Below are 26,171 nucleotides of genomic sequence, written 5' to 3'. Positions count from 1 at the left end.
CACGGCTATATTCGGGCGCGCATTATACACACTCGACGCACCTATAACTTGAAGTATGAAGGATATTATTCCAACTGCTGCAACTGCCCAAGCGGTGTGACGCGCCAGCGGTGCTGGCAAAAATAGAGCAGCGGGTTATCCTGGTTGCTGTCGCTATAACCACTGTAAAGCTGTAGCGGCGTGCCAATTTTTTGTTCCAGTTGCGCCACTTTCTCATGCCCAAGACAGCGCAATGTGAGCACCCACCCTCCATGCGAGCGTTCAATCTGGCTGGCAATTAGCTTAACTTTCGGTAGCCACGGCGTGTCGAAATAAACTTGCTGAACAAGCGGTTGCGGTGAACCCGTGATTAACCAGACATCGGCATCTGAACTGGTCAGGTAATCCGTCAGACGCTGCTGGACTATCGGGAAGGCAGTGACGCGTCCACGGAACCAGGCAACGAAGTTCGTTTCCAGCTGTTTGAGGCGTGTTTCGCTATGACCAAAGGTTGCTCCCCACAATAACAGGCTCATCGGCCAACGAGCGGCGCGTCCTTTAATCAGCAATGCCCCCCCTATCACCGGCAAAAGCGGAATGACAAGTAACAGATTGAGGGGCAGATGGCGCAACAGATAGCGCAAGAAGCTGCCGAACATATCCTGCTGATGCAGCGTGCCATCTAAATCGAAAAATACTACCCGACGCTCACTCTGAGTTGCCAAACGTTACTCCTCTGGATCGTTATCACGTAAATATCAAACTGGCGATTACCGCTATCAGAAAGCCTAACAGATAGACCATCACTTTTCCGGTAACGGACAGCAAAGATTGCGAGTATTGGCTTTCGCGAACCTGTGAGCCGGACTTTTCCACCATCTTTGAATAATTAATTCCTTCAAGTTTCATAATAATGGAATATACAATTAATTCAGGCGAGTGAATTTACGTTATTATTGGGCCGCTCAGGTATTTGACCCGGCACACTGGAGAGGAAATGAACTGTTTACTGCGAATCCGAAGCCGCTACTCAACCCTGGCACAGAGTGACCGTAAACTGGCCGACTTTCTGCTGGAAAAACCCGATCATGCCCGTCATTTAAGCTCGCAACAGCTTGCGGCTGAAGCCGGTGTAAGCCAATCAAGTGTGGTTAAGTTCTCACAAAAACTGGGCTTTAAGGGCTTCCCTGCCCTCAAACTCGCCATCAGCGAAGCATTGGCAAGCGGCCAGGATCCACAATCTGTTCCCGTCCATAATTTGATTCTTGGTGATGATCCGCTGCGTCTGGTCGGTGAAAAGCTGATTAAAGACAATATGGCGGCGATGCATGCCACGCTTGATATCAATAGCGAAGAAAAGCTGCTTGCCAGTGTGAATATGTTGCGTAATGCGCGGCGTGTCTTGTTGGTAGGGATAGGCGCATCCGGTCTGGTCGCCAAGAATTTTGCCTGGAAGCTGATGAAAATTGGCATTAATGCGGTCGCAGAACAAGATATGCACGCGCTGCTGGCGACCGCCCAAGCTTCAAGCACTGACGATGTATTACTGGCTATTTCCTATTCTGGTGAACGGCGTGAGATAAATCTCGCCGCAGATGAAACTCTGCGTGCAGGTGCAAAAATCCTCGCCATTACCGGCTTCACGCCAAATGCGTTGCAGCAACGAGCCTCTCTTTGCTTGTATACCATCGCTGAAGAACAGGCGACGCGTAGCGCGGCAATCTCCTCCACCAGCGCACAGATGATGCTAACCGATTTGCTCTTTATGGCGCTGGTTCAACGGGATCTGGAACACGCACCAGAACGCATTCGTCATAGTGAAGCGCTGGTAAAAAAACTGGTTTGATCGAGGATTGGGCGTATAATGCCCGCCCTGTTTCTGTTGTTATCGAGATTTTCCCATGGCGCTACTTATCACTAAAAAATGTATCAACTGCGATATGTGCGAACCGGAGTGCCCGAACGAGGCCATTTCCATGGGGGATAGCATTTATGAGATCAACACCGATCGCTGCACTGAGTGTGTTGGTCATTACGAAACACCGACTTGCCAGAAAGTGTGCCCGATCCCAAACACCATCATCAGCGATCCCGCACATATCGAGAATGAAGAGCAGCTGTGGGACAAGTTTGTTCAGTTGCATCACGCCGATAAGCTCTAATTCTCAATAATGACCGTCGCACAGGCGTAATGTCGTTCGTCGGCAAGGGTAACGTGTACCGAACGTACGCCCATTCTTTCTGCCAGACGTTCTGCCTCTTCCCAAAACCGTAGTTGCGGCTTGCCTAACGGGTCGTTAAACACTTCAAATTGATTAAACGCCAGGCCGTTGCGAATACCGGTGCCAAACGCTTTTGCCGCCGCTTCTTTCACCGCAAAACGTTTTGCCAAAAAGCGCACCGGTTGTTGGTGCGCCTGGTATTGCAGCCATTCGTTGGCACTCAGCACACGCTTCGCCAGACGGTCGCCCGAGCGTGAGATAACGCCTTCAATGCGCGCTATCTCAACAATGTCTGTACCGAGGCCAAGAATCGCCATTAGCTACGCGCTTCCTGCATCAGGCGTTTCATTTCTGCCACCGCTTCTTTCAAACCACTCATTACCGCACGGCCAATAATCGCATGGCCGATATTCAGCTCGTGCATTTCTGGCAGGCGAGCAATGGCTTTTACATTGTGGTAAGTCAGACCGTGTCCGGCATTCACTTTCAGCCCTTTTCCAGCTGCGTAAGTTGCTGCTTCTGCAATACGAGCCAGTTCTTTGGCCTGGGTCACTTCGTCCTGCGCATCCGCATAGCAGCCGGTATGAATTTCGATATATGGCGCGCCAACGGCCACAGCAGCATCAATTTGCGCGTGGTCAGCATCAATAAACAGAGAAACCAGAATTCCAGCATCCGCGAGGCGTTTGCAGGCGTCGCGCATTTTATCCAGTTGACCGGCGACATCCAGCCCGCCTTCGGTGGTGACTTCCTGGCGTTTTTCCGGCACCAGGCAGCAGAAATGAGGTTTAGTTTCGCAGGCAATACCAATCATCTCCTCGGTAACTGCCATTTCGAGGTTCATACGCGTATCGAGGGTCTGTCGCAGAATGCGGACATCGCGATCGGTGATATGGCGGCGATCTTCACGCAGGTGAACCGTAATACCGTCTGCGCCTGCTTGCTCGCAAATGAATGCGGCCTGTACAGGATCAGGATATGCCGTGCCACGTGCGTTACGCAAAGTTGCGATGTGATCGATGTTGACGCCTAACAGTAATTCAGACATGCCTTTCCTCGAGGTCAGAACGGTTTGAGTTCCGGCAGTTTACACCTGAGAAGGAAAGCATGGCTACGCCCAGGCGTTATTGCGGGTCTTGAGGTGATTTGAGTGGTGGTTTTTTGGGCACAAACTGGCGGAACAATTCGCGGCTTTTGAGGGGTTTTCCGCCCAGATAGGGTTTTAACGCTATGCGGGTAAAACGTTTGGCTGCGCGCAAACTGGCTAAATCTGGAAACTCGCGGTTAGCAAGCGCCTTTAATTCGTGGCCAGTGAAAGTGCGGTTATCCACCACAAGGCTTGCGATAAAGCCTTTCTCTTCACGATAGCGATAAGTCATGGTATCGCTGACTTCTTCGCCGCTACCGGCGCAATGCAGGAAATCTACGCCGTAACCCAGATGTCCGAGCAGCGCCAACTCAAAACGACGCAATGCCGGTTCAGGAGAACCGCTGGTTCCGGCTAAAGCCTGAATGCAATGGAGGTAATCGAAGAACAATTCAGAGAAACGGGTTTCATCTTCAAGCACGCGTGAAACCAGTTCATTCACGTACAGGCCGCTGTAAAGCGTAATACCACTCAGAGGAAGTGCCAGCGAGACAGCTTCGGCGCTACGCAGTGTTTTAACTTCACCACGTCCACCCCAGCGAACCAGCAAGGGAGTAAAGGGTTGGAGTGTCCCTTTGAGGTTTGAACGGCGAGAACGAGCGCCTTTCGCAATTAAACGAACGCGCCCTGACTCTTCTGAAAAGAGGTCAAGCAGAAGGCTGGTTTCGCTCCAGGGGCGACTATGCAGGACAAAAGCCCGTTGCCAGCCTTCCATATTATTACTTCAGATCGTCGGTATAACCCAGACTACGCAGTGCGCGTTCGTCATCTGCCCAACCGGATTTCACCTTCACCCACAGCTCAAGGTGAATTTTGGCTTCAAACATCTCTTCCATGTCTTTACGCGCTTCGATACCGATGGTTTTGATTTTGGCGCCTTTGTTGCCAATAACCATTTTCTTCTGGCCTTCACGTTCAACCAGAATCAAACCATTGATATCGTAACCGCCGCGGGCATTCGAGACAAACTGTTCAATTTCAACGGTAACGGAATATGGCAATTCCGCGCCAAGGAAACGCATCAGTTTTTCACGGATGATTTCAGAGGCCATGAAACGCTGTGAACGGTCTGTAACGTACTCTTCCGGGAAGTGATGAGTCGCTTCTGGCAGACGTTTGCGAACGATGCTCGCAATCGTATCTACGTTCATGCCGTTTTCCGCAGAAATAGGCACGATATCGAGGAAGTTCATCTGGCTACCGAGGAATTGCAGATGCGGTAACAGAATGCCTTTATCTTGCACGTTATCGACTTTGTTCACTGCCAGAATCACCGGCGCTCGTGCGTCACGCAGTTTGTTAAGCACCATTTCATCGTCTGCGGTCCACTTAGTCCCTTCAACGACGAAAATAACCAGCTCAACATCACCGATGGAGCTGCTCGCAGCTTTGTTCATCAGGCGGTTGATAGCGCGCTTTTCTTCCATATGCAGCCCTGGGGTATCGACGTAAATCGCCTGATACGGGCCTTCGGTATGGATACCCATAATGCGGTGACGAGTGGTCTGCGCTTTACGGGAAGTGATAGAAATTTTTTGCCCAAGCAACTGGTTTAGCAGCGTGGATTTGCCGACATTAGGGCGACCAACGATGGCCACGAATCCGCAAAAGGTTTGTTCTTCGCTCATTATTCCAGCTCCAGCTTGATAAGCGCCTGCTCAGCTGCAGCCTGTTCCGCCTTACGGCGGCTTGAACCGGTGCCAATCACCGGCTCAGGCAGGCCACTCACCTGACAGTGAATGGTAAATTCCTGATCGTGCGCTTCACCACGAACCTGCACCACCAAATAAGATGGCAGTGGCAAGTGGCGACCCTGCAAATACTCTTGCAGACGCGTCTTAGGGTCTTTTTGCTTATCGCCTGGGCTAATTTCATCCAGACGAGATTGATACCAGGAAAGAATTAAACGCTCAACATTCTGGATGTCGCTGTCGAGGAAAACGCCACCAATTAAGGCTTCTACGGTATCGGCCAGAATGGATTCGCGGCGGAATCCACCACTTTTTAATTCACCCGGCCCAAGACGCAGACATTCACCTAACTCAAATTCACGGGCAATTTCTGCCAGCGTATTGCCACGCACCAGCGTCGCACGCATACGGCTCATATCACCTTCGTCTACGCGTGGAAAACGATGGTAAAGCGCGTTTGCAATAACATAGCTAAGAATGGAGTCACCCAGAAATTCCAGACGCTCATTGTGTTTGCTGCTGGCACTGCGATGCGTTAATGCCTGCTGCAACAGATCCTGATGTACAAAAGTGTAGCCCAGCTTACGCTGCAGCCTATTAATTACGATGGGGTTCATGCGATACCAATTAATGAATGCGTCAATTATTCAGCACACGGAACAGACCTGAAAAAGAGAACCAACGCTGTTTCGTTTGCCGTGGCTCCTCAGAGAGGAGCCAACCTTAATACGGGGGGATATTCTATAGATAACGACGTGGAAAGTCGTTATCTGAATGGATTTAATTGATCAATGAATTCCGCCAATACGACTTAAACGAACACCCGTTGGCCATTCACCTTCTTGTTTCTCGAAACTCATCCAGATTGCGGTAGCTTTACCGACCAGATTTGCCTCAGGCACAAAGCCCCAATAACGGCTATCAGCGCTGTTATCGCGGTTATCACCCATCATGAAATAATGGCCCGGTGGAACAATCCAGGTCGCCAGTTGTTGGCCCGGTTGCTGGTAGTACATACCCAGTTGATCCTGCGCAATTGGCACAGTCAGAATATTGTGAGTCACATCGCCCAAAGTTTCTTTGCGCTCGGAAAGACGGATACCATTTTCTTTGGTTTGGTTCTGTGGCAACTGGAAGAAACCAGAGTTTGCTTCACTGCCGTTGCGACGTGCAAATGTCTGCACAAAATCACTAGGTTCTACATTGCTGTAAGTGATTGGTAATGCGTTGTCACAGGCCTGGCCAGAACTGCAATTTGGCTGAACAGTGACTTCTTTTGCCACAGGATCGTAACTCACACGATCGCCTGGTAAACCGACTGCACGTTTGATGTAATCAAGACGCGGATCTTGAGGATATTTGAACACCACAATATCGCCGCGTTTTGGATGGCCGGTTTCAATGAGCGTATTCTGGTAGATAGGATCTTTAATGCCGTAGGCAAATTTCTCTACCAGAATAAAATCGCCGATTAAAAGCGTTGGCATCATGGAGCCGGAAGGTATCTGAAAGGGTTCATAAACAAATGAACGCACAATCAGAACTATCGCGAGCACCGGGAATACGGATGCCCCCGTTTCTAACCAACCTGGTTTCGGTCCGACTTTTTTGAGCGTTTTGCCATCAAGCGCATCACCCGTGGCAGCTTGCGCTGCCGCCTGTTTTTCCCGACGTTTTGGCGCAAAGATAAATTTATCAATGCACCATAAAATACCCGTCACCAGCGTCGCTATCACGAGGATTAGCGCAAACATATTCGCCATGCCAACTCCTTAATTTATTTGCTGTCTTTGCCGACATGCAGAATGGCGAGGAACGCTTCCTGAGGCAGTTCGACGTTACCGACTTGCTTCATACGCTTCTTACCGTCCTTCTGTTTCTGCAACAGCTTTTTCTTACGGCTTACGTCACCGCCGTAGCATTTTGCCAGAACGTTTTTACGCAATTGTTTAACGGTAGAACGCGCAATAATGTGTGCGCCGATGGCCGCCTGAATCGCAATATCAAATTGCTGACGCGGGATCAGCTCTTGCATCTTCTCGACCAGTTGGCGACCACGGAACTGTGAATTGCCACGGTGAGTAATCAATGCGAGGGCATCAACACGATCGCCGTTGATCAGGACATCAACACGCACCATGTCAGAAGCCTGGAAGCGTTTGAAGTTATAGTCCAGAGACGCATAACCACGAGATGTCGATTTCAGACGATCGAAGAAGTCGAGGACCACTTCAGCCATCGGAATTTCATAGGTCAGCGCAACCTGATTACCGTGGTAAACCATGTTGGTTTGCACACCACGTTTTTCGATACACAGAGTGATTACGCTGCCCAGGTATTCCTGAGGCATCAGCATATGACATTCTGCAATCGGCTCACGTAGTTCAGCGATATTATTCAGTGCTGGCAGCTTAGAAGGGCTATCAACATAGATCGTTTCGCCAGTGGTGGTTTCGACTTCGTAGACTACAGTTGGCGCGGTGGTAATCAGGTCGAGATCGTATTCACGTTCCAGACGTTCCTGAATGATTTCCATGTGCAACAGGCCAAGGAAGCCGCAGCGGAAGCCGAAGCCCAGCGCCGTTGAGCTTTCTGGCTCGAAGAATAAGGAAGCATCGTTCAGGCTCAACTTGCCGAGCGCATCACGGAAGTTTTCGTAATCGTCTGAGCTAACCGGGAACAGGCCCGCATAAACCTGCGGCTTCACTTTTTTGAAGCCTGGCAGCGCTTTATCTGCCGGGTTACGTGCGAGAGTCAAAGTATCGCCAACCGGTGCGCCGAGAATGTCTTTAATCGCGCACACCAACCAGCCTACTTCACCACAGCCCAGAACATCACGATCAACACGTTTCGGCGTGAAAATGCCCAGACGGTCAGCGTTATACACCTGGCCGGTGCTCATAACTTTAATTTTGTCGCCCTTTCTCATGGTGCCGTTTTTGATACGCACCAGGGAGACAACACCAAGGTAGTTATCGAACCAGGAGTCAATGATCAGCGCCTGCAATGGTGCTTCTGGATCACCTTCAGGGCCTGGGATGTCGCGCACCAGACGTTCAAGAACATCCGTTACACCAAAACCAGTTTTAGCTGAACAACGAACAGCATCAGTGGCATCGATACCTACGATATCTTCAATTTCTTGCGCAGCACGTTCAGGGTCAGCTGCTGGCAGGTCAATTTTGTTCAGAACAGGAACAACTTCCAGATCCATTTCCATGGCGGTATAGCAGTTTGCCAGGGTCTGAGCTTCAACGCCCTGCCCGGCATCCACCACCAGCAACGCGCCTTCGCACGCTGCAAGCGAGCGGGAAACTTCATAAGAGAAGTCAACGTGACCAGGGGTGTCGATGAAATTCAGGTGATAAGTTTCACCGTCACTTGCTTTATAATCCAGAGTAACGCTTTGCGCTTTGATGGTAATCCCGCGCTCACGTTCAAGATCCATGGAGTCAAGAACCTGGGCTTCCATTTCGCGATCGGACAAGCCGCCGCAAATTTGGATAATACGGTCAGACAGCGTCGATTTGCCGTGGTCGATGTGGGCAATAATAGAAAAGTTACGTATATTCTTCATAGTTAGAGGTTTTTATGCCTTACAAATCCGGGAAAGCTCGGCGCTACGCGCTGTACAGAGCATGATGTCAATGGCTGTCTTTTGCCTGAAACGCCGCATTCTACACTACAACCAGAAAGCGAGGAAACAGGTCATCATGCAAGCTTAGCTGAGCGATGAAAAGCCGATGGAGTGAGTGTCAAAACAGATGGTGGCAGCAGGCGCTTCACGGGTTATCTGCAGGCGTCATGGTTTCGACTCTGAGCGCATCTGGCGGCAGAGCAACACTGAGAATAACCGGCTGCCAGTTTTCACGGCGACTGAGTTTCACAGAGAACCCGCGTGCGATAAGAAAACCGCCTACGCCTCCCAGTAATGCACCACAAATCGCGGCAAGGTTTGTATCAAACATCGCCTGAAAAAGAGCAGATACGATAAACAAACCGACCAGTGGAGACATGTAAACCAGTAATGCAGAGCCTATCAGGCTGCCTTCAGCGATGCCCAATTCGACTTTTTGACCGGCTACCAGCGGAGTATCGCAGGCAACCGATAAGGTGTGACTCGTTTGTGGGCCGAGCTTATTAAGGATGCGACTACCGCAGCCAGCGCGTGAAGCACAGCTGCTGCAAGATGCTTTCACATCACAGCTTAATAATGCTTCACCTTGTTTCCAGGAGACAACGGTTGCCCACTCTTTGATCATTGCCCATTCCTGAATTTGATGCTGTCCGCAATACGTTTTGCCGTTTGCGGTGGTAATTCACCCACGATGGTAATTTCGGTTTTATCACGAATCTCAGAACTTACGGTGCGACGCCCCGTGCGTAGAATCTGATCGGTGCTATTACTGGCCGCATGGCTAATATTGACCGAGAAGCTAAACAGACCATCTGAATAGAGACGTGATTCGATAGGGACATCAACCGTTGGTAATGGCCGACGGCTGCTGGAAACTTCACTAAAACCTTGCGGCAGCCAGGTCGGCGCCCAGGTAAAGTTAATTTTTTCAGCACCGGGGACTGACAATAACGGCGGTAAATTCGCCTTTGCCAGACTTTGCATCATGCCGTTCGCTTCTTTGCTGACGTTAAAAGAGATCACGCGGAACTGTTCCAGCGTTTCGCCATCACGGTCCAGCAAATCAACACGCAGGGGTAATTTGGTTTCTGAATCCATCCACACCATATAGCTGTAACGCGTACCGTCTCTGGCCACCACGCGGATGACTTCGCAAAGCCTGTCGGCAATACGAGTGCGTCCGACAGAGATGAAGTCGTAATATGGCGTTAAGCGTTTGAAATCGGTGTAAACGATTGATGGAAGCGAATCAACGATGTAATCCCCGGTGAGCGTAAACGGCTCAAGCCCAGGTTCAAAATAGCTGATTTCGCTGCCACGCTGGACGACTTCTCGGCGCGGGCCGTCCATCTGAAGCAATTGAGCAAGCGGACGATTATCAAGCCTTGCATGGCGATACCGTAAGGATTCTATGCCTTGCTTATTAATGCTGATAAATGCCAACTCATAATTGAGTGACTGACTCGCCTGGTTCATTTGCTGCAACAATGCCCCGGACGAAACAGTGTCCGCCGAGGCATTTGAGCTGAACAACAGGCTGCTTGTCATAAGAGACAGGGCATACCAAAGTTGCTTCATTACTGCGATTGAGTTCCTAAAGTTTGGTTTCCTGGCACTTGTACCGCAGCTTGCTGGGTTTGTGCCTGTTCAAACTGGAGTTGCTCGGCGTGTAAACGACGCTGCAATTCGTAATCTTGCAACATGGCATTGATACGTCGACGCTGTTCCTGTACCTGCTGCTGACCCGTACTGGCTGTGCTGTCAGACGGCACACCTAAACTTACCGGACTCGCTTTACCCATCATAGGCAAAGTGTTGAACACTGGAGCCTCGGGTTGAGCAGGATTGTCAGACTGGCCATTATAGTGCTGCACACCAACGATTACTGCAAGTGATACACATGCAGCAACACCCATTTGGGTAAGTTGGCTAGCCCACGGACGCACCTTGTTCCAGAATGACATTTTCTGCCATTGCTCTGGTTTTGGTTGCTGTTCAGTAATGAGTGGCGTGACATGACGCACTGGCTCATTTTCAATTGCAGCCATGACATTAGCTGCAATATCAAAATGAAGTAATTCACTGGTATCGCCGCGCATTGTGTCGCGGATTAGGTGGTAGCTCTCCCAGCTTTGCTGCATTGATTTGTCTTTCGACAAAATACTTAGCAGCTCGCTATCCAGAGTTTCCCCATCCATTAAAGCGGAAAGCTGTTCTTTCTGCATGCCTAATTACCCTTCCAGTAACCCGCTATCGTCAACGCCTGATAAGCGGTTGAACTTTATTATCAATAGCTTCCCGCGCACGGAAAATACGAGAACGTACAGTCCCTACCGGGCAATCCATGATGGCGGCTATTTCTTCATAGCTCAAACCATCCAACTCCCGCAACGTAATTGCCATACGTAAATCTTCCGGAAGTGACTCAATAGTACGGAAAACTATTTGTCTCAGTTCTTCAGACAACATTAAGTTCTCAGGGTTCGAAATTTCTTTCAATGCGCTGCCACTTTCGTAGTTTTCCGCATCAATTGCGTCCACATCACTTGATGGAGGACGACGTCCCTGAGCAACCAGATAATTTTTCGCTGTGTTGACCGCTATACGGTACAACCATGTGTAAAACGCGCTATCGCCACGGAATGAATCCAGTGCACGATAAGCTTTAATGAAAGACTCCTGCACCACGTCAGGAACATCCCCTGATGGTACATAGCGGGAAACCAGGCTCGCCACTTTATGCTGATAACGAATTACCAGTAAATTGAATGACTTCTGATCTCCCTTCTGGACCCGTTCGACGAGGACCTGATCCGTTAACTGCTCGCTCATCCGAGGTAATGTCTCCCCAAACCTATTTCCACGCGTAATTGAAAAGCCACCCGAACTCTGCATACATGAGCAAGTTCACGGTTGGAACGCTCGATTCGAGCAAAGTTCCGTTACGCCTTTGTTTTCCTGATCTGTTCCACAAATTATCTCTTCTTGATTATAAGTTTCGTGGCACAAACGGTGACACCTTTTTTAACCTAAAAGGCGATCGCTAAATTGCATGCAGAGTATCGCATGAATCATGATTTTTCATCAGAAAATCTGCCGCTCACGGTGGCCTGACTGCAAATATGGCTTATTCCGCACATAATTCAGATGAAACTGACTTCTGCACGTCGTCCTGTTTAGTTGATATAACACTGCTTTAAAAAAAGCGTGTTGTAGCCCACATCGGGTGATATGCTGGCCCAACCATTGTTTAGTAAATTAAACACGATGAACGCAAATTCCGAACTCGCTTGTGATGTATTAATCGTCGGTAGCGGAGCTGCTGGCCTCTCTCTTGCTTTACGGCTTGCCGAAAACAGCAAAGTAATAGTTCTGAGTAAAGGGCCGATTAATGAAGGCTCAACCTTATATGCTCAGGGCGGCATTGCCGCTGTGTTTGATGAAACGGACAGCATCGACTCACATGTAGAAGATACTCTGATTGCAGGCGCTGGAATTTGTGACCGTGAGGCGGTGGAGTTTGTCGCCAGTAATGCACGTCACTGCGTGCAATGGCTGATTGACCAGGGCGTGTTATTTGATACCGAAGTTCAGCCAAATGGTGCAGAAAGCTATCATTTAACCCGCGAAGGTGGGCATAGCCATCGTCGAATTCTTCATGCCGCTGACGCCACGGGTAAAGAAGTAGAAACCACTCTGGTAGGTAAAGCGCTTAACCACCCGAATATTCGTGTCATCGAACGCAGTAATGCCGTCGATTTAATTGTTTCAGACAAAATAGGTTTACCGGGTACGCGACGCGTGGTCGGAGCCTGGATCTGGAACCGCAATCGTGAAAAAGTGGAAACCTGCCGCGCGAAAGCGGTGGTTCTGGCTACCGGCGGTGCATCAAAAGTTTATCAGTACACCACTAATCCGGATATTTCTTCAGGCGATGGTATTGCCATGGCCTGGCGCGCCGGTTGCCGCGTCGCGAACCTGGAATTTAATCAGTTTCACCCTACCGCGTTGTTCCACCCTCAAGCACGTAATTTCCTACTGACCGAAGCCTTACGCGGCGAAGGTGCTTATCTCAAGCGCCCTGATGGCTCACGATTTATGCCTGATTTTGATGAGCGTGGTGAGCTGGCTCCGCGAGATATCGTCGCTCGCGCCATCGATCATGAGATGAAGCGTCTGGGTGCAGACTGCATGTACCTTGATATCAGCCACAAACCAGAAGAGTTTGTCCGCCATCATTTCCCGACAATTTACGAAAAGCTGATGGGGCTGGATATCGATCTCACTAAAGAACCCGTCCCGGTTGTGCCTGCGGCACATTACACCTGCGGCGGCGTGATGGTCGATGAAAATGGGCGGACTGATGTTGATGGGCTATATGCTATCGGCGAAGTGACCTATACCGGTCTGCATGGCGCAAACCGCATGGCCTCGAATTCGCTGCTGGAATGTCTGGTTTATGGCTGGTCAGCGGCAGAGGATATTATAAAGCGTATGCCGTACGCCCGAATTTCCAGAAAACTGCCTGACTGGGATGATAGCCGCGTCGATAATCCAGATGAACAAGTTGTGATTCAACATAACTGGCATGAGCTTCGCCTGTTTATGTGGGATTACGTTGGGATTGTACGATCCACGCGCCGTCTGGAACGCGCACTGCGCCGAATTACGATGTTGCAGCAAGAGATCGACGAATACTATGCCAACTTCCGCGTGTCGAACAATTTGCTGGAACTGCGCAACCTTGTACAAGTTGCTGAGTTAATCGTGCGCTGTGCCATGATGCGTAAAGAAAGCCGGGGCCTGCACTACACTCTGGACTACCCGGATTTGGCCGAAAACTCCGGGCCAAGCATTCTTTCCCCACTCTACATAAATAAATAGAAATCCTGGGTCAGGCTGCAATAGCCTTCGGAATATTGTTGGTCTGGCCCACGAATGATTAATCGTTCAGTAAAGTATTCGCCATCTGTTGGTGACACCGCCAGCATGACGCGATGCGGCAAACGCGTTTCATTATCTGCGATATCCGTACGGTAACGTACAAACCATCCCTGTGTTTTTGCCAGTTCACAAAAAGCCGTTCCCGACGTTTCAGGCATGATCACACAGAAAAAACCATCTTCAGTGATCAACTGTGCGGCACTACTCAACAACGCGTTATGATCAAGCGTCGTGGTATAGCGAGCCTGGGCACGCTCCGGCGAAGCACAATCACTGCCCTGGGTAAAAAACGGCGGGTTGCTGACGATTAACGAGTAACGTTGCGTGGCTTGTTGCGCCCATTCACGAATATCAGCGCAATGAACCGAGATACGCGAAGACCACTTGCACCCTGCGGCGTTTTCCGCAGCTTGCTCAGCGGCAGCAGGATCAAGTTCTACTGCATCGACCGTGACATGATCAGGCGTGCGCTGCGCGAGCATTAATGCCAGTAAGCCGCTTCCGGTGCCAATATCCAATACGTTTTTCACATTTGCTACGGGTACCCATGCGCCCAGCAACGTGCCATCAGTTCCGACTTTCATTGCGCATCTGTCGTGCGCTACAAAGAATTGTTTAAAGGTGAATCCATCACGACGCAATACTGCTCTTTGACTGCACATCTTAGCTACCCTGTAGAGAAACGGGTGTAGCATAGGGGAAAGTTGCTGCCAGGAAAAGCGTCAGTTATCCACACAAACAGATGAAGATCGCAGCCATAACGTCTATAATCGGCGCCCTACATAGAGGAAGACCATGACTGTAACCACTTTTTCCGAACTGGAACTTGACGAGAGCTTGTTGCTCGCGCTCCAGGACAAGGGCTTTACCCGCCCGACAGCTATTCAGGCTGCCGCCATTCCACCTGCACTTGAAGGGCGTGATGTCCTCGGTTCCGCACCAACCGGTACCGGTAAAACAGCCGCTTATTTGCTGCCTGTGTTACAGCATTTGGTCGATTTCCCGCGTAAAAAATCTGGCCCACCACGTATTTTGATCGTCACGCCAACGCGTGAACTGGCAATGCAAGTGGCCGATCACGCTCGTGAGCTGGCAAAACATACACATCTTGATATCGCAACTATCACTGGTGGCGTGGCTTATATGAACCACGCTGAAGTGTTTAGCGAAAATCAGGATATCGTTGTCGCAACAACGGGCCGCCTGCTGCAATACATCAAAGAAGAAAACTTTGATTGCCGTGCGGTTGAGACACTGATTCTTGATGAAGCCGATCGCATGTTGGATTTGGGCTTCGCGCAGGATATCGAAACCATTGCTGCAGAGACTCGCTGGCGCAAACAAACCATGCTGTTCTCTGCCACGCTTGAAGGCGATGCAATCAAGAACTTCGCAGAGCGTTTGTTAGAAGATCCTGTTGAAGTTTCTGCAACGTCATCAACACGTGAACGCAAAAAAATCCACCAGTGGTACTACCGTGCCGATAACATCGAGCATAAAACCGCTCTGTTGGTACACCTGCTGAAACAACCGGATACCACTCGTTCAATCGTCTTTGTGCGTAAACGCGATCGTGTGCATGAACTGGTTGCCTGGCTTCGCGAAGCGGGGATCAATACCTGCTATCTCGAAGGCGAAATGGTGCAGATGAAACGTACCGAGGCAATCAAGCGTTTGACTGATGGCCGCGTGAACGTTCTGATTGCAACCGATGTTGCCGCGCGTGGTATTGATATTCCAGAAGTGAGCCATGTGTTTAACTTCGATATGCCGCGTACTGCTGATACCTATCTGCACCGTATCGGGCGTACGGGTCGTGCCGGTCTGAAAGGCACTGCAATCTCATTGGTTGAAGCGCATGACCATTTGCTGCTGGGCAAAGTCACTCGCTACATGAAAGAACCAATGAAATCTCGCGTGATTGATGAGCTGCGCCCAACCACCCGCGCACCGAGTGAAAAACTCACCGGCAAGCCGTCGAAGAAAGTGCTCGCTAAGCGCGAAGAGAAGAAGAAAGACGAGAAAGAAAAACCGCGTGTGAAAGTTCGTCTTCGCGATAAAAAGAATGTCGGTAAGCGCCGTAAACCAAGCAGTGCGAAAACCGATTCAGCTGAATAATTCATCAACAGCTATATAAACCGTCTCCCAGGAGGCGGTTTTTTTATGATTTGAGTTAGAGTTTTAACCGTTTTGTTACATTTCTGAATCAGAACCATAAAAAAAGCCGGTGCTACTGCCACCGGCTTTTTAAATACTTTAGAAATTAGAGGCTTGCAGTGAAGGTGCGAGCAATCACGTCACGCTGCTGTTCTGCAGTCAGTGAGTTGAAACGTACGGCATAGCCAGAAACACGGATAGTCAGCTGCGGATATTTTTCTGGGTGTTTAACAGCATCTTCCAGAGTTTCACGACGCAGAACGTTCACGTTCAGGTGCTGACCACCTTCTACACGAACTTCAGGTTTTGCTTCCACACCGATTTCACGATATTCGAACTCGCCCAGTTTGCTCACCGCGACAACTTCGTCTTCTGCAAAATCTGCTTTAGCACAGACACAACGTGCTTCGCCTTTCTCGCTGTCCAGCAGCCAGATAGAGTTCAGGAGTGAATCATTTGCAGCTTTAGTAATTTGGATACCAGTAATCATTTTATTTCTCCCTATGGGCTAATTTTGTGATTCTATTTCGGGCCATAAACTGGCTCATTGGTAAAACCATTGTTGCGTTACTGATCTTTATACTAGCCAAACCGGCTTCAAACTTTGATTTAAATCAATTAAATCCATGCCATCAATGTGCCTATGATATCATTTATTTGTTTTACATCAACTTAGCTGGCTTGGTTGAAATTAAAAATTATGTAAATTTTCAAATTTTTTTAGGTTTAAGTCTTAACAGTGACTCATCCATTTTGTTTAGAAGAAAGAAGCCGTTAAGCTAGTCAGATTCCAAATCGCAGGAGAGCGAGATGACGACCCCCCTCACCTGGCACGATGTGCTGGCTCAAGAAAAGCAACAACCTTATTTCATTAATACGCTGGCAACCGTTGCTGAACGACGCGCTGCTGGAGTCACGGTTTATCCTCCTCAGAAAGACGTATTCAACGCATTCAGATTTACGGAGCTGGGTGACGTGAAAGTGGTCATCCTTGGACAAGACCCTTATCACGGTCCAGGGCAAGCACACGGTCTGGCATTCTCTGTTCTGCCTGGTGTTGCAGTGCCACCGTCGTTAAAGAATATGTACAAAGAGTTGCAGAGCGACATTGCTGATTTTGTGCAACCAAACCATGGTTACCTGGAAAGCTGGGCGCGTCAGGGCGTACTTTTACTCAACACAGTATTAACCGTCGAGGCAGGTAATGCGCATTCGCATGCGAAATTAGGCTGGGAAGCATTCACAGATAAGGTAATTGCGCTGATTAACGAACACTGTGAAGGCGTCGTATTTTTACTTTGGGGATCGCATGCGCAGAAGAAAGGCAGTTTTATTGACAGAGACCGCCATCACGTTTTACAAGCCCCTCATCCCTCGCCTTTATCGGCGCATCGTGGTTTTCTGGGATGTGGGCATTTCTCTAAAACCAATCAGTATCTGACCGAACGCAATCAGCCCGCAATTGACTGGACGCCGGTCTTGCCAGAATAAAGAGACAAAAAAGCCAGCTTTCGCTGGCTTTTTAAAACGGTCATTCTCAAAGCATTACGCTTTGTTTTGACGCCACCATTCAGACAACAACACACCGGTTGCCACTGATACGTTCAAGCTTTCAACATTACCAGTGCCTGTGATCGCAACGCTCATGTCAGCATTTTCAAAGGTCGCATCAGAAACACCTTCGCGTTCCTGACCTAACACCAGAACCATTTTCTTCGGCAACTCAGCTTTGAAAAGCGGAGTTCCTTTATGGCTTGATGTTGTGACAATCGCGTAACCGGCTTTACGGAATTGCTCCAGACCTTCTTCGAAAGTCTCGCCGCTAATTGCTTCAACATGCTCCGCACCGCCTTCAGCAGTACGAACCGCAGCGCCAGACTCCAGCATTGCTGCATCTTCCACCAGCAAGCCTTTCACACCGAAGTGTGCGCAGCTACGCATAATGCCACCGAGGTTATGCGGGTTAGCCACGTTTTCCAGTGCCAGGACACAATCTTCTTCGCCAGCTTTAGATAACCAGCTGTCAACAGTGATGCCGCGACGCTTTTTAATGATGAAGCAAACGCCACCGTGGTGCTCAGTACCGGATGCTTTAACCAACTCCGCATCATCTACTACATGGTAGGCTTTACGGTTTGCAGCCATCCAACGCAGTGCTTCTTTGAAACGCGGGGTCACGCTCTGGATGAACCAGGCGCGTACGATGCAATCAGGACGGCTCAGGAACAAAGCCTGACAAGCGTTCTCACCGTAAACACGTGTTTCTTCCGCACGTTGGCGGCGAATGATTTCAGGGTCAACAATAGGTCTGCCATTGGCACCCATTTGCTCGCCTGCTTCAGACACTTCTTCTCTTGGCGGTCGTGAAACCGTGCGCCATGGGTTATCACCACGATCGTCACGATCGTCACTACGATTCCGCTCGCGCCCTGCGCCAGGTTTATCATCGCGACGTGGGCCACGACGGCCCTCACCGCGTGACGCTGCTGCCGGACGCCCACCACCTTTACCTGTGCGCGGGTTTTGGCTGCGTTTTTCGCTGTCATCGTCACCGCGGACATACATCACTTTGACCTTGCCGCTTTTACCTTTAAATTCGTCGTTCATGCTTTTCTCCACCTGGCTGAGCGCGTGGCGCGCAGATTACCCGATGTGGCACTGGTTAGCCATTAACTTTGGTCAAAAGCCCACAACTATTGTATTCATCGAATAAATCACTTTGCTGGCACTCGACTAATCGCTGATAATATTTAACATATCAGAAACATCATCTGTGAATTTCGCCATTTTTGGACAACACATCCTTTAGAGGTTAGTTATGAATACCGTTTGTGCCGCCTGCCAGGCAATTAATCGCATCCCCGATGAGCGTATTGATGACGGTGCCAAATGTGGCCGTTGTGGTCATGAGCTGTTCGATGGTGAAGTGATTAATGCCACCAGCGAAACCCTGGATAAATTGCTGCAAGACGACTTACCAGTAGTTGTAGATTTTTGGGCGCCATGGTGCGGCCCATGCGTCAACTTCGCCCCAATCTTTGAAGATGTGGCGGAAGAGCGCAGCGGCAAAGTCCGTTTTGTTAAAGTGAATACAGAGGCGGAGCCAGCGCTAAGTGCTCGTTTCCGCATCCGCAGCATTCCGACAATTATGGTGTTTAAAAAAGGTGAAATGGTCGACATGCTAAACGGTGCGATGCCAAAGGCCCCGTTTGAAAGCTGGCTGAACGAAAACATCTAAGTTCACGGGCACGTTTATTGTGCCCGGATACTTCATCTACGTTAGAATGGCGTTTTTAAGCTTGTTTATCTGATGACTGAAAACGCCGTCTTACGTCTTCGCGCTGAACGCCTGGCGCGTGCAACTCGTCCTTTCCTTGCCCGTGGTAATCGCATACGCCGTTGCCAGCGTTGCCTGTTGCCGCTAAAAGCCTGTCTGTGTGAAACGCTACAACCTCAGAATGCACGGAGCCGCTTTTGCCTGGTGATGTTTGATACAGAGCCGATGAAACCAAGCAATACCGGGCGATTAATTGCCGATATTTTACCGGATACCGAAGCGTTTCAGTGGTCACGTACAGAACCACCTCAGGCATTGCTCGATTTAGTCAGCTCCCAAGATTACCAACCGATGGTGGTATTCCCGGCATCTTATGCCAGCGTTGGACGCGAAGTGCTGACCACCCCGCCAAAATCTGGCAAGCCACCACTCTTCATTATGTTGGATGGTACGTGGACTGAAGCACGCAAGATGTTCCGCAAAAGTCCTTATCTTGATGGACTTCCGGTGATTTCAGTCGATTTAAGTATTGTCTCTGCCTATCGTCTTCGTGAAGCCCATGCCGAGGGGCAATACTGCACGGCGGAAGTCGCTGCGGCATTGCTCGCCCTGGCAGATGATGAACAAGCCGCCATAGGTCTGACTGAGCATTTCACGTTATTTCGTGAGAGGTATCTGGCAGGGAAACCTCATCATCAATCCAGCATCACAGCACCGGAGCCAGAAAGCGTTTAAACTCACAGAGTTAATTCTCAGGAGAGAGAGCTATGAGTCAACGTGGGCTGGAGGCGCTACTGCGCCCCAAATCAATTGCGGTTATCGGGGCTTCTGCAAAAACAGATCGCGCGGGTTATTTAATGATGCGCAATCTTCTGGCTGGCGGTTTCAACGGCCCGGTCATGCCGGTAACACCCAGCCATAAAGCGGTCTGCGGCGTGCTTGCCTGGCCTGATATTGCAAGCCTCCCTTTCGCCCCCGATCTCGCCGTCATCTGCACTCACTCAAAACGTAACCTGGAATTACTGCAATCACTGGGAGAAAAAGGCTGTAAAGCCTGCATTATTCTCTCTTCTCCCCCTGAACAATTATCTGATTTACTGGCTTGTGCTGCGCAGTGGCAGATACGTTTACTTGGCCCAAATAGCTTGGGTTTACTTGCTCCGTGGCAGGGCCTCAATGCAAGCTTCTCACCTGTCCCGATTCAAAAAGGCAAGCTGGCTTTTATCTCCCAATCTGCGGCAGTTTCTAACACCATTCTGGATTGGGCGCAGCAACGTGAGATGGGCTTCTCGTGGTTTATTGCGTTAGGCGACAGCCTTGATATTGATGTTGATGAATTGCTGGATTATCTGGCTCGCGATACCAAAACGAGCGCCATTTTGCTTTATCTGGAACATTTGAGCGATGCGCGGCGTTTTGTTTCAGCCGCGCGAAGTGCTTCTCGTAACAAACCCATTCTTGTGATTAAAAGTGGCCGTAGCGCCAAGGCACAAGAACTACTCAAAACACATCCCGGACTCGATGCTGCCTGGGACGCGGCGATTCAACGTGCCGGTTTGTTACGGGTGCAAGACACGCATGAGCTTTTTTCGGCAGTAGAAACATTGAGCCATATGCGACCGCTTCGCGGCGAACGCCTTATGATTATCAGTAACGGTGCTGCTCCAGCAGCGTTGGCGCTGGACGAGTTATGGTTACGCAATGGCAAACTGGCAACATTGAATGAAGAAATACTCGGTAAGCTAAAAGGTGCTTTGCCCATCAGTGTTGAAAGTGGCAACCCGTTAGACTTACGAGATGATGCCACGCCAGAACATTATCTTCACGCCGTGGAGATCTTGCTTGATAGCCAGGATTTTGATGCACTAATGGTGATCCATGCCCCGAGCGCTGCAGCGCCTGGGACTGAGAGTGCCACCGCATTAATCGATTTAATCCGCAGGCATCCACGGGGTAAATACATCACGTTAATTACCAACTGGTGCGGTGAGTACTCGTCTCAGGAGTCCAGGCGCTTGTTCAGTGATGCCGGTATTCCGACTTATCGCACGCCTGAAGGCGCAGTTACCGCCTTTATGCATATGGTGGAATATCGTCGCAACCAAAAACAGTTGCGTGAAACGCCCGCGCTGCCCGCTAATCTGCAAGCGAATGCCAGCGAGGCGCATCAACTGCTGATGCAGGCATTAAAAGAAGGCGCGACTTCACTCGATACACATGAAGTGCGCCCTATCTTGCAGGCCTATGGCTTGAACACATTACCGACCTGGATTGCCGGTGATAGCGCAGAAGCCGTGCATATCGCCGAGCAGATCGGATATCCCGTGGCATTGAAGCTCCGCTCTCCCGATATTCCACATAAATCGGAAGTTCAGGGGGTAATGCTTTACCTCAGAACAGCCGCAGAGGTTCAACAAGCCGCTGGTGCCATCATCGATCGTGTGAAAATGGCGTGGCCGCAAGCGCGAATTCATGGGCTATTGGTTCAAAGCATGGCTAATCGCGCAGGCGCTCAGGAACTACGAATCGTTGTTGAGCATGATCCTGTCTTTGGCCCTTTGATTATGCTGGGCGAAGGCGGTGTAGAATGGCGACCCGATCAGCAAGCCGTTGTCGCATTACCTCCGTTGAACATGAACCTTGCCCGCTATTTGGTTATTCAGGCGATAAAAAGCGGAAAAATTCGTGGGCGTAGCGCACTACGCCCGTTAGATGTTCCCGGTATTAGTCAGATTCTGGTTCAGGTTTCTAACTTAATTGTCGATTGTCCGGAAATCCGTCGCCTGGATATTCACCCACTTTTGGCTTCTGGAAACGAATTCACATTGCTGGATGTCACCTTACAGCTCGCTGAATTCGAGGGTGATCCGGAGACCCGGCTGGCCATCCGTCCTTATCCATACCAACTTGAAGAAAACGTGGTCCTCAAGAATGGTGAGCAGTGCCTGTTTCGCCCGATCCTTCCAGAAGATGAACCGCTGCTACAACAGTTTATTTCCCTGGTCACTAAAGAAGATCTTTACTACCGATATTTCAGCGAGATCAACGAATTTACCCATGAAGATTTAGCCAATATGACCCAGATCGACTACGATCGAGAAATGGCATTCGTTGCAGTCCGGCAACAAAACGGTAGCAGCGAGATAATCGGCGTAACTCGTGCAATCTCCGACCCAGATAATATTGATGCCGAGTTTGCGGTGCTGGTGCGCTCTGATTTAAAAGGACTTGGATTAGGCCGCAGACTACTGGAGAAGCTTATTGCCTATACGGGAGAGCATGGGCTTCAACGCCTTAACGGCATAACAATGCCAAATAACCGTGGTATGGTCTCATTGGCCCGAAAACTTGGATTCGATGTCGATATACAACTGGAAGATGGCATTGTCAGCCTGACACTTCCATTGATAAAAAGCATGGATTCGTGAGTAAGGTACTGGAAAACTTACTCACTTTGCGGGTCAGTAGTGGTATTATCAGCAAGTTCTGACGTCTGGATTTTGCAGAAGGCCATCCAATGAATAGAGAAGATACGCACTGTGATGTTGTCTAAATTTAAACGTAATAAACATCAACAACACCTTGCCCAATTGCCGAAGCTTTCTCAGTCAGTTGATGATGTAGAGACCCTTTTCTCCCCAGCGGATTTCCGTGAAGTCCTGCTGCAAAAAATTGCTAGTGCAACTCGCCGCATCTGTATTGTCGCTCTGTATCTTGAGCAAGACGATGCGGGTAAAGCCGTGTTAGCTGCACTTTACCAGGCGAAACAACAACGCCCGGAAATTGAAGTGACTGTCCTGGTAGACTGGCATCGCGCTCAGCGAGGCCGAATTGGTGCTGCTGCAACTAACACAAATGCCGACTGGTATCATCGCATGGCCGAAGAACATCCAGGTGTAGATATCCCTGTTCACGGTGTGCCTGTGAATACTCGCGAAGCGTTGGGCGTTCTGCACTTCAAAGGCTTTATTGTTGATGATTGCGTGATTTATAGCGGCGCCAGCGTGAATGACGTTTATCTACATCAGCATGATAAATATCGTTATGACCGTTATCAGGTCATCTGTAATCCGCAGCTTTCCGACATCATGTATAACTGGATGCAGCAAAATCTGGTGCGTGGACGTGCGGTACATCGCCTCGATAGATTACATAGACCAAAAAGCCCTGAGATTAAAAATGATATTCGTTTGTTCCGCCAGGAATTGCGGGATGCGAGTTTCCATTTCCAGGGGAATGCCGATAACGAGCAGCTTGCCGTTACGCCTTTGGTTGGCCTGGGCAAAACAAGCTTGCTCAATAAAACTATCTATCATTTGATGCCGTGTACTGAGCAAAAATTAGTTATTTGCACACCTTATTTCAATCTTCCGGCGGTACTGGTACGAAATATTATCCAGTTGCTTCGCGAAGGTAAGCAGGTCGAAATTATTGTCGGCGACAAAACGGCGAATGATTTTTATATTCCGGAAGATCAGCCGTTTAAGATAATCGGTGCATTGCCTTATCTCTACGAAATTAACCTTCGTCGCTTCCTGAGCCGTTTGCAATACTACGTTAATAGCGGGCAATTAATTGTACGCTTATGGAAAGATGAAGATAACAGTTATCACTTAAAAGGTATGTGGGTAGATGACGAGTGGATGCTACTGACGGGAAATAACCTGAACCCGAGAGCATGGAGGCTGGATCTCGAGAATGCGATTCTGATTCATGATCCTAAGCACGAGCTCACCACACAACGCGATCATGAACTGGAATTGATCCGCACGCATACTACTGTTGTTCAGCATTATCGCGATTTACAGAGTATTGCGGAATATCCTATAAAAGTTCGTAAGCTCATTCGCCGCTTGCGACGTATCCGCATCGACCGTTTGATCAGTCGTATTCTGTAATTCATCGTTATAATGATAAAACCCTGCTTGCAGGGTTTTTTTATAGCCGGAGGATAGTGAATGCTTCGTTTATTACTGCCATCAGTGTTCCTCTTTAGTGGTTGCAGCCATATGGCGCAAGATCAGTGGCATGGGCAGGATAAAGCTCAACATTTTATCGCCTCTGCAATTCTGTCCGCTGCGGGGAATGAATATGGTCATCATCAGAACTGGAGTGATTCCCGTAGTGCTAATTTTGGTTTCTTATTTTCAGTCAGTCTTGGGGCAACAAAAGAGTTTTGGGATAGCAGTGAAGCAGGAAGCGGGTGGAGCTGGAAGGATTTCACGTGGGATGTAGCCGGTGCGGCCACCGGCTATGCAATATGGCAATTTGCCAGAGATTAAAGTTTTATCCCTTTACCCTTGCGATGTAGCAACAGTGACACCAGGAATGCTAAAGCTCCCATTCCGGAGACATACCAGAAAAATGCTGTTTCCATACCGATAGATTTGAGGGAAAGCGCAACATATTCCGCGGAACCACCAAACAGCGCATTGGCTACGGCATAAGATAAACCGACACCTAATGCCCGGACTTCTGGCGGGAACATTTCAGCCTTCAAAATCCCGCTGATCGAAGTATAAAAACTGACAATTAACATAGCGAATATGACAAGGCCAAATGCCGCGTAGGGAGAGGTGACGTTTTGCAAAGCGGTAAGAATAGGAACTGTCATTACCGTGGCTAATCCACCAAAGCACAGCATGGAATTACGACGACCAATCTTATCTGATAATGCACCAAAGAAAGGTTGTACCAACATAAATATAAACAATGCGAAGGTCATTAATGCACTGGCAGTATTTGCATGCATCCCGGCAGTGTTAACCAAATACTTTTGCATGTAAGTCGTGAAGGTATAAAAACTTAGTGAACCGCCAGCGGTAAACCCAAGAACCATAATAAAAGCGCGACGGTTTTTCCAAAGACCGCCTAAAGTACCGGCATCTTTATGTTCCCGCGTTGCTTTATTTGATGTTTCATCCAGCGAACGACGTAGATATAGTGCAACAACGGCGAGTACAGCTCCAAGGGCAAATGGAATTCTCCATCCCCATTCACGTAATTCCCCGTCACTGAGAATTTGCTGGAGCACAACGACGACCAGCAGAGCTAAAAGTTGCCCTCCGATAAGCGTCACATATTGGAAAGAAGCATAAAATCCTTTCCGGCCTTCTACTGCAACTTCACTCATATATGTCGCACTTGTTCCATACTCCCCTCCCACAGAAAGTCCCTGAAATAAGCGAGCTAGTAAAAGCAGTGCTGGTGCCCAGGTGCCAATCGTTTCATAGCCTGGTAAACAGGCGATCACCAAAGATCCGAAGCACATCATGCAGACTGAGATTAGCATTGAGTTTTTGCGACCATGTTTATCGGCGATGTAGCCAAACAGCCAGCCCCCTATCGGGCGCATCAAAAATCCAGCAGCAAATACCCCTGCAGTTTGTAGAAGTTGTGTTGTGCTATTGCCTGAAGGGAAGAAGATATGTGCAAAGTAGAGGGAACAGAATGAGTAGACATAGAAATCAAACCATTCAACCAGATTCCCCGATGAGGCTCCCACAATTGCCCAAATACGACGACGTGTATCTGAACTTCCAAGAGCGGTTTTATCCTGCTGTGTTGTTGCTGTTTCAGTCATTTTATTTTCTCCTGTCTTCCTGAATAGGCAAAAGCCCAAAGATCCAGTAAAGCAGGAGATATAACAGATGCGACTCAGAGTTATCTGTTTCGATGTAGTTGCTTAAAAAACTGTGAGCAAGCTAATCTTTTAAAGTGGATTACGAGAAAATTTCATAAATCGCAGACAGCAAAAAGCCCTGTACGTCAGTACAGGGCTTGTATTCGTATCATCCTGATACTCCCCCCTCCGGGGCCGTCGCACGCGACGTGCAACATTGTTCCCGACAATGTTGTCCACTTAAAGCACAAAAAAGCCCCATGCTTTCGCATGAGGCTTGTTTGTTTATTTGGAGCCTGGCAGTTCCCTACTCTCGCATGGGGAGACCCCACACTACCATCGGCGCTACGGCGTTTCACTTCTGAGTTCGGCATGGGGTCAGGTGGGACCACCGCGCTAGTGCCGCCAGGCATATTCTGTTTCATCAACCGTCATGTTATTCACACAACCATTGACTTAAAATCTCGGTTCAAGCTGAAAATCAAATATCTTAGT

At 49.3% G+C, this 26,171-nt stretch carries 27 protein-coding genes and 1 rRNA gene; 10 read left to right on the top strand and 18 right to left on the bottom strand.

Features of this window, described 5'->3' with window-relative positions; all coding sequences use genetic code 11:
* Positions 1 to 65 precede the first annotated feature (65 nt).
* Positions 66 to 704, bottom strand: coding sequence for a phosphatidylglycerophosphatase C (gene yfhb, locus M2371_RS00135; protein WP_034497737.1), 639 nt, complete (start codon positions 702 to 704; stop codon positions 66 to 68).
* Positions 705 to 976: 272 nt separating this feature from the next.
* Here yfhb and M2371_RS00130 point away from each other — a divergent pair, with 272 nt between their 5' ends.
* Positions 977 to 1,825, top strand: a complete 849-nt coding sequence (locus tag M2371_RS00130; protein ID WP_034497738.1) for a MurR/RpiR family transcriptional regulator — start codon at positions 977 to 979, stop codon at positions 1,823 to 1,825.
* Between the two features lie 55 nt (positions 1,826 to 1,880).
* Positions 1,881 to 2,141, top strand: a complete 261-nt coding sequence (locus M2371_RS00125; RefSeq protein WP_034497739.1) for a YfhL family 4Fe-4S dicluster ferredoxin — start codon at positions 1,881 to 1,883, stop codon at positions 2,139 to 2,141.
* Here M2371_RS00125 and acpS read toward each other — a convergent pair.
* The 12 genes from acpS to M2371_RS21600 form a co-directional block, all read right to left on the bottom strand.
* Entirely contained in the window at positions 2,138 to 2,518 is a 381-nt protein-coding gene (gene acpS, locus M2371_RS00120; protein WP_034497740.1) for a holo-ACP synthase, read from the bottom strand. The genes M2371_RS00125 and acpS overlap by 4 nt on opposite strands.
* Positions 2,518 to 3,249, bottom strand: a complete 732-nt coding sequence (gene pdxJ, locus M2371_RS00115; protein ID WP_034497741.1) for a pyridoxine 5'-phosphate synthase — start codon at positions 3,247 to 3,249, stop codon at positions 2,518 to 2,520. Before pdxJ ends, acpS begins: the two co-directional genes overlap by 1 nt.
* A 76-nt stretch (positions 3,250 to 3,325) precedes the next feature.
* The gene (gene recO, locus M2371_RS00110) at positions 3,326 to 4,063 is read right to left on the bottom strand and encodes a DNA repair protein RecO (protein ID WP_034497742.1); all 738 of its coding nucleotides are present in this window, start codon (positions 4,061 to 4,063) and stop codon (positions 3,326 to 3,328) included.
* A gap of 4 nt (positions 4,064 to 4,067) precedes the next feature.
* On the bottom strand, positions 4,068 to 4,976 hold the full coding sequence (gene era, locus M2371_RS00105; protein ID WP_034497743.1) for a GTPase Era: 909 nt from the start codon (positions 4,974 to 4,976) through the stop codon (positions 4,068 to 4,070).
* Positions 4,976 to 5,656, bottom strand: a complete 681-nt coding sequence (rnc, locus tag M2371_RS00100) for a ribonuclease III (RefSeq protein WP_034459305.1) — start codon at positions 5,654 to 5,656, stop codon at positions 4,976 to 4,978. The genes era and rnc overlap by 1 nt, the downstream gene beginning before the upstream one ends.
* Positions 5,657 to 5,827: 171 nt before the next feature.
* The gene (gene lepB / locus M2371_RS00095; protein WP_172893456.1) at positions 5,828 to 6,802 is read right to left on the bottom strand and encodes a signal peptidase I; all 975 of its coding nucleotides are present in this window, start codon (positions 6,800 to 6,802) and stop codon (positions 5,828 to 5,830) included.
* Positions 6,803 to 6,816: 14 nt separating this feature from the next.
* Positions 6,817 to 8,616, bottom strand: a complete 1,800-nt coding sequence (gene lepA, locus M2371_RS00090; RefSeq protein WP_034497745.1) for a translation elongation factor 4 — start codon at positions 8,614 to 8,616, stop codon at positions 6,817 to 6,819.
* 205 nt (positions 8,617 to 8,821) lie between these two features.
* The gene (gene rseC / locus M2371_RS00085; RefSeq protein ID WP_172893455.1) at positions 8,822 to 9,301 is read right to left on the bottom strand and encodes a SoxR-reducing system protein RseC; all 480 of its coding nucleotides are present in this window, start codon (positions 9,299 to 9,301) and stop codon (positions 8,822 to 8,824) included.
* Positions 9,298 to 10,254, bottom strand: coding sequence for a sigma-E factor regulatory protein RseB (gene rseB / locus M2371_RS00080; RefSeq protein ID WP_259266592.1), 957 nt, complete (start codon positions 10,252 to 10,254; stop codon positions 9,298 to 9,300). The genes rseC and rseB overlap by 4 nt, the downstream gene beginning before the upstream one ends.
* Positions 10,254 to 10,901, bottom strand: coding sequence for an anti-sigma-E factor RseA (rseA, locus tag M2371_RS00075; protein ID WP_034497748.1), 648 nt, complete (start codon positions 10,899 to 10,901; stop codon positions 10,254 to 10,256). Before rseA ends, rseB begins: the two co-directional genes overlap by 1 nt.
* Positions 10,902 to 10,932: 31 nt before the next feature.
* Positions 10,933 to 11,508, bottom strand: coding sequence for an RNA polymerase sigma factor RpoE (gene rpoE, locus M2371_RS00070; RefSeq protein WP_034497749.1), 576 nt, complete (start codon positions 11,506 to 11,508; stop codon positions 10,933 to 10,935).
* Between the two features lie 22 nt (positions 11,509 to 11,530).
* Positions 11,531 to 11,587, bottom strand: coding sequence for a hypothetical protein (locus tag M2371_RS21600; RefSeq protein WP_370511345.1), 57 nt, complete (start codon positions 11,585 to 11,587; stop codon positions 11,531 to 11,533).
* A 356-nt stretch (positions 11,588 to 11,943) separates the two neighbouring features.
* Between M2371_RS21600 and nadB the strand changes: the two genes are divergently transcribed.
* Positions 11,944 to 13,560 (top strand): L-aspartate oxidase, encoded by a 1,617-nt coding sequence (nadB, locus tag M2371_RS00065; protein WP_259266591.1) that lies wholly within the window; start codon positions 11,944 to 11,946, stop codon positions 13,558 to 13,560.
* Here the strand turns inward: nadB and M2371_RS00060 are convergent.
* Positions 13,545 to 14,282 (bottom strand): tRNA(1)(Val) (adenine(37)-N(6))-methyltransferase TrmN, encoded by a 738-nt coding sequence (locus tag M2371_RS00060; RefSeq protein WP_259266590.1) that lies wholly within the window; start codon positions 14,280 to 14,282, stop codon positions 13,545 to 13,547. The two genes, nadB and M2371_RS00060, sit on opposite strands and share 16 nt — an antisense overlap.
* 133 nt (positions 14,283 to 14,415) lie before the next feature.
* Here M2371_RS00060 and srmB point away from each other — a divergent pair, with 133 nt between their 5' ends.
* Positions 14,416 to 15,738: an ATP-dependent RNA helicase SrmB gene (srmB, locus tag M2371_RS00055; RefSeq protein ID WP_115627566.1), complete on the top strand. Its 1,323-nt coding sequence runs from the start codon at positions 14,416 to 14,418 to the stop codon at positions 15,736 to 15,738.
* Between the two features lie 145 nt (positions 15,739 to 15,883).
* On the opposite strand, the gene grcA is transcribed toward srmB, so the two are convergent.
* On the bottom strand, positions 15,884 to 16,267 hold the full coding sequence (gene grcA / locus M2371_RS00050; protein ID WP_034497754.1) for an autonomous glycyl radical cofactor GrcA: 384 nt from the start codon (positions 16,265 to 16,267) through the stop codon (positions 15,884 to 15,886).
* A gap of 320 nt (positions 16,268 to 16,587) precedes the next feature.
* On the opposite strand from grcA, the gene ung reads away from it, so the two are divergent.
* The gene (ung, locus tag M2371_RS00045; protein ID WP_259266589.1) at positions 16,588 to 17,268 is read left to right on the top strand and encodes a uracil-DNA glycosylase; all 681 of its coding nucleotides are present in this window, start codon (positions 16,588 to 16,590) and stop codon (positions 17,266 to 17,268) included.
* 54 nt (positions 17,269 to 17,322) lie between these two features.
* Here the strand turns inward: ung and M2371_RS00040 are convergent, their stop codons facing one another.
* Positions 17,323 to 18,384, bottom strand: coding sequence for a tRNA/rRNA methyltransferase (locus M2371_RS00040; RefSeq protein ID WP_259266588.1), 1,062 nt, complete (start codon positions 18,382 to 18,384; stop codon positions 17,323 to 17,325).
* 211 nt (positions 18,385 to 18,595) lie between these two features.
* Between M2371_RS00040 and trxC the strand changes: the two genes are divergently transcribed.
* The 5 genes from trxC to M2371_RS00015 all read left to right on the top strand — a co-directional run bounded on the left by trxC (position 18,596) and on the right by M2371_RS00015 (position 24,336).
* On the top strand, positions 18,596 to 19,015 hold the full coding sequence (gene trxC, locus M2371_RS00035; RefSeq protein WP_115627562.1) for a thioredoxin TrxC: 420 nt from the start codon (positions 18,596 to 18,598) through the stop codon (positions 19,013 to 19,015).
* 72 nt (positions 19,016 to 19,087) lie between these two features.
* Entirely contained in the window at positions 19,088 to 19,789 is a 702-nt protein-coding gene (locus tag M2371_RS00030; protein WP_259266587.1) for a tRNA-uridine aminocarboxypropyltransferase, read from the top strand.
* Positions 19,790 to 19,821: 32 nt separating this feature from the next.
* Positions 19,822 to 22,482, top strand: a complete 2,661-nt coding sequence (pat, locus tag M2371_RS00025) for a bifunctional acetate--CoA ligase family protein/GNAT family N-acetyltransferase (protein ID WP_259266586.1) — start codon at positions 19,822 to 19,824, stop codon at positions 22,480 to 22,482.
* A gap of 114 nt (positions 22,483 to 22,596) precedes the next feature.
* Complete coding sequence (gene pssA / locus M2371_RS00020; RefSeq protein ID WP_115627559.1) at positions 22,597 to 23,952, top strand: CDP-diacylglycerol--serine O-phosphatidyltransferase; 1,356 nt, start codon at positions 22,597 to 22,599, stop codon at positions 23,950 to 23,952.
* A 60-nt stretch (positions 23,953 to 24,012) separates the two neighbouring features.
* Positions 24,013 to 24,336: a YfiM family lipoprotein gene (locus tag M2371_RS00015; RefSeq protein WP_259266585.1), complete on the top strand. Its 324-nt coding sequence runs from the start codon at positions 24,013 to 24,015 to the stop codon at positions 24,334 to 24,336.
* Here M2371_RS00015 and M2371_RS00010 read toward each other — a convergent pair.
* Positions 24,333 to 25,637 carry an MFS transporter gene (locus M2371_RS00010; protein WP_259266584.1) on the bottom strand — a complete coding sequence of 435 codons (1,305 nt, stop codon included), beginning with the start codon at positions 25,635 to 25,637 and terminating at the stop codon, positions 24,333 to 24,335. The genes M2371_RS00015 and M2371_RS00010 overlap by 4 nt on opposite strands.
* Positions 25,638 to 25,970: 333 nt before the next feature.
* A 5S ribosomal RNA gene (gene rrf / locus M2371_RS00005) occupies positions 25,971 to 26,086 on the bottom strand.
* Between the last annotated feature and the right edge of the window lie 85 nt (positions 26,087 to 26,171).

The organism is Buttiauxella sp. BIGb0471 (genome assembly GCF_024807715.1).
Taxonomy (GTDB): Bacteria; Pseudomonadota; Gammaproteobacteria; order Enterobacterales; family Enterobacteriaceae; genus Buttiauxella; species Buttiauxella agrestis.
Note: the sequence above shows the minus strand (reverse complement) of the source record. Positions and strands in the feature narration are given on the sequence as shown.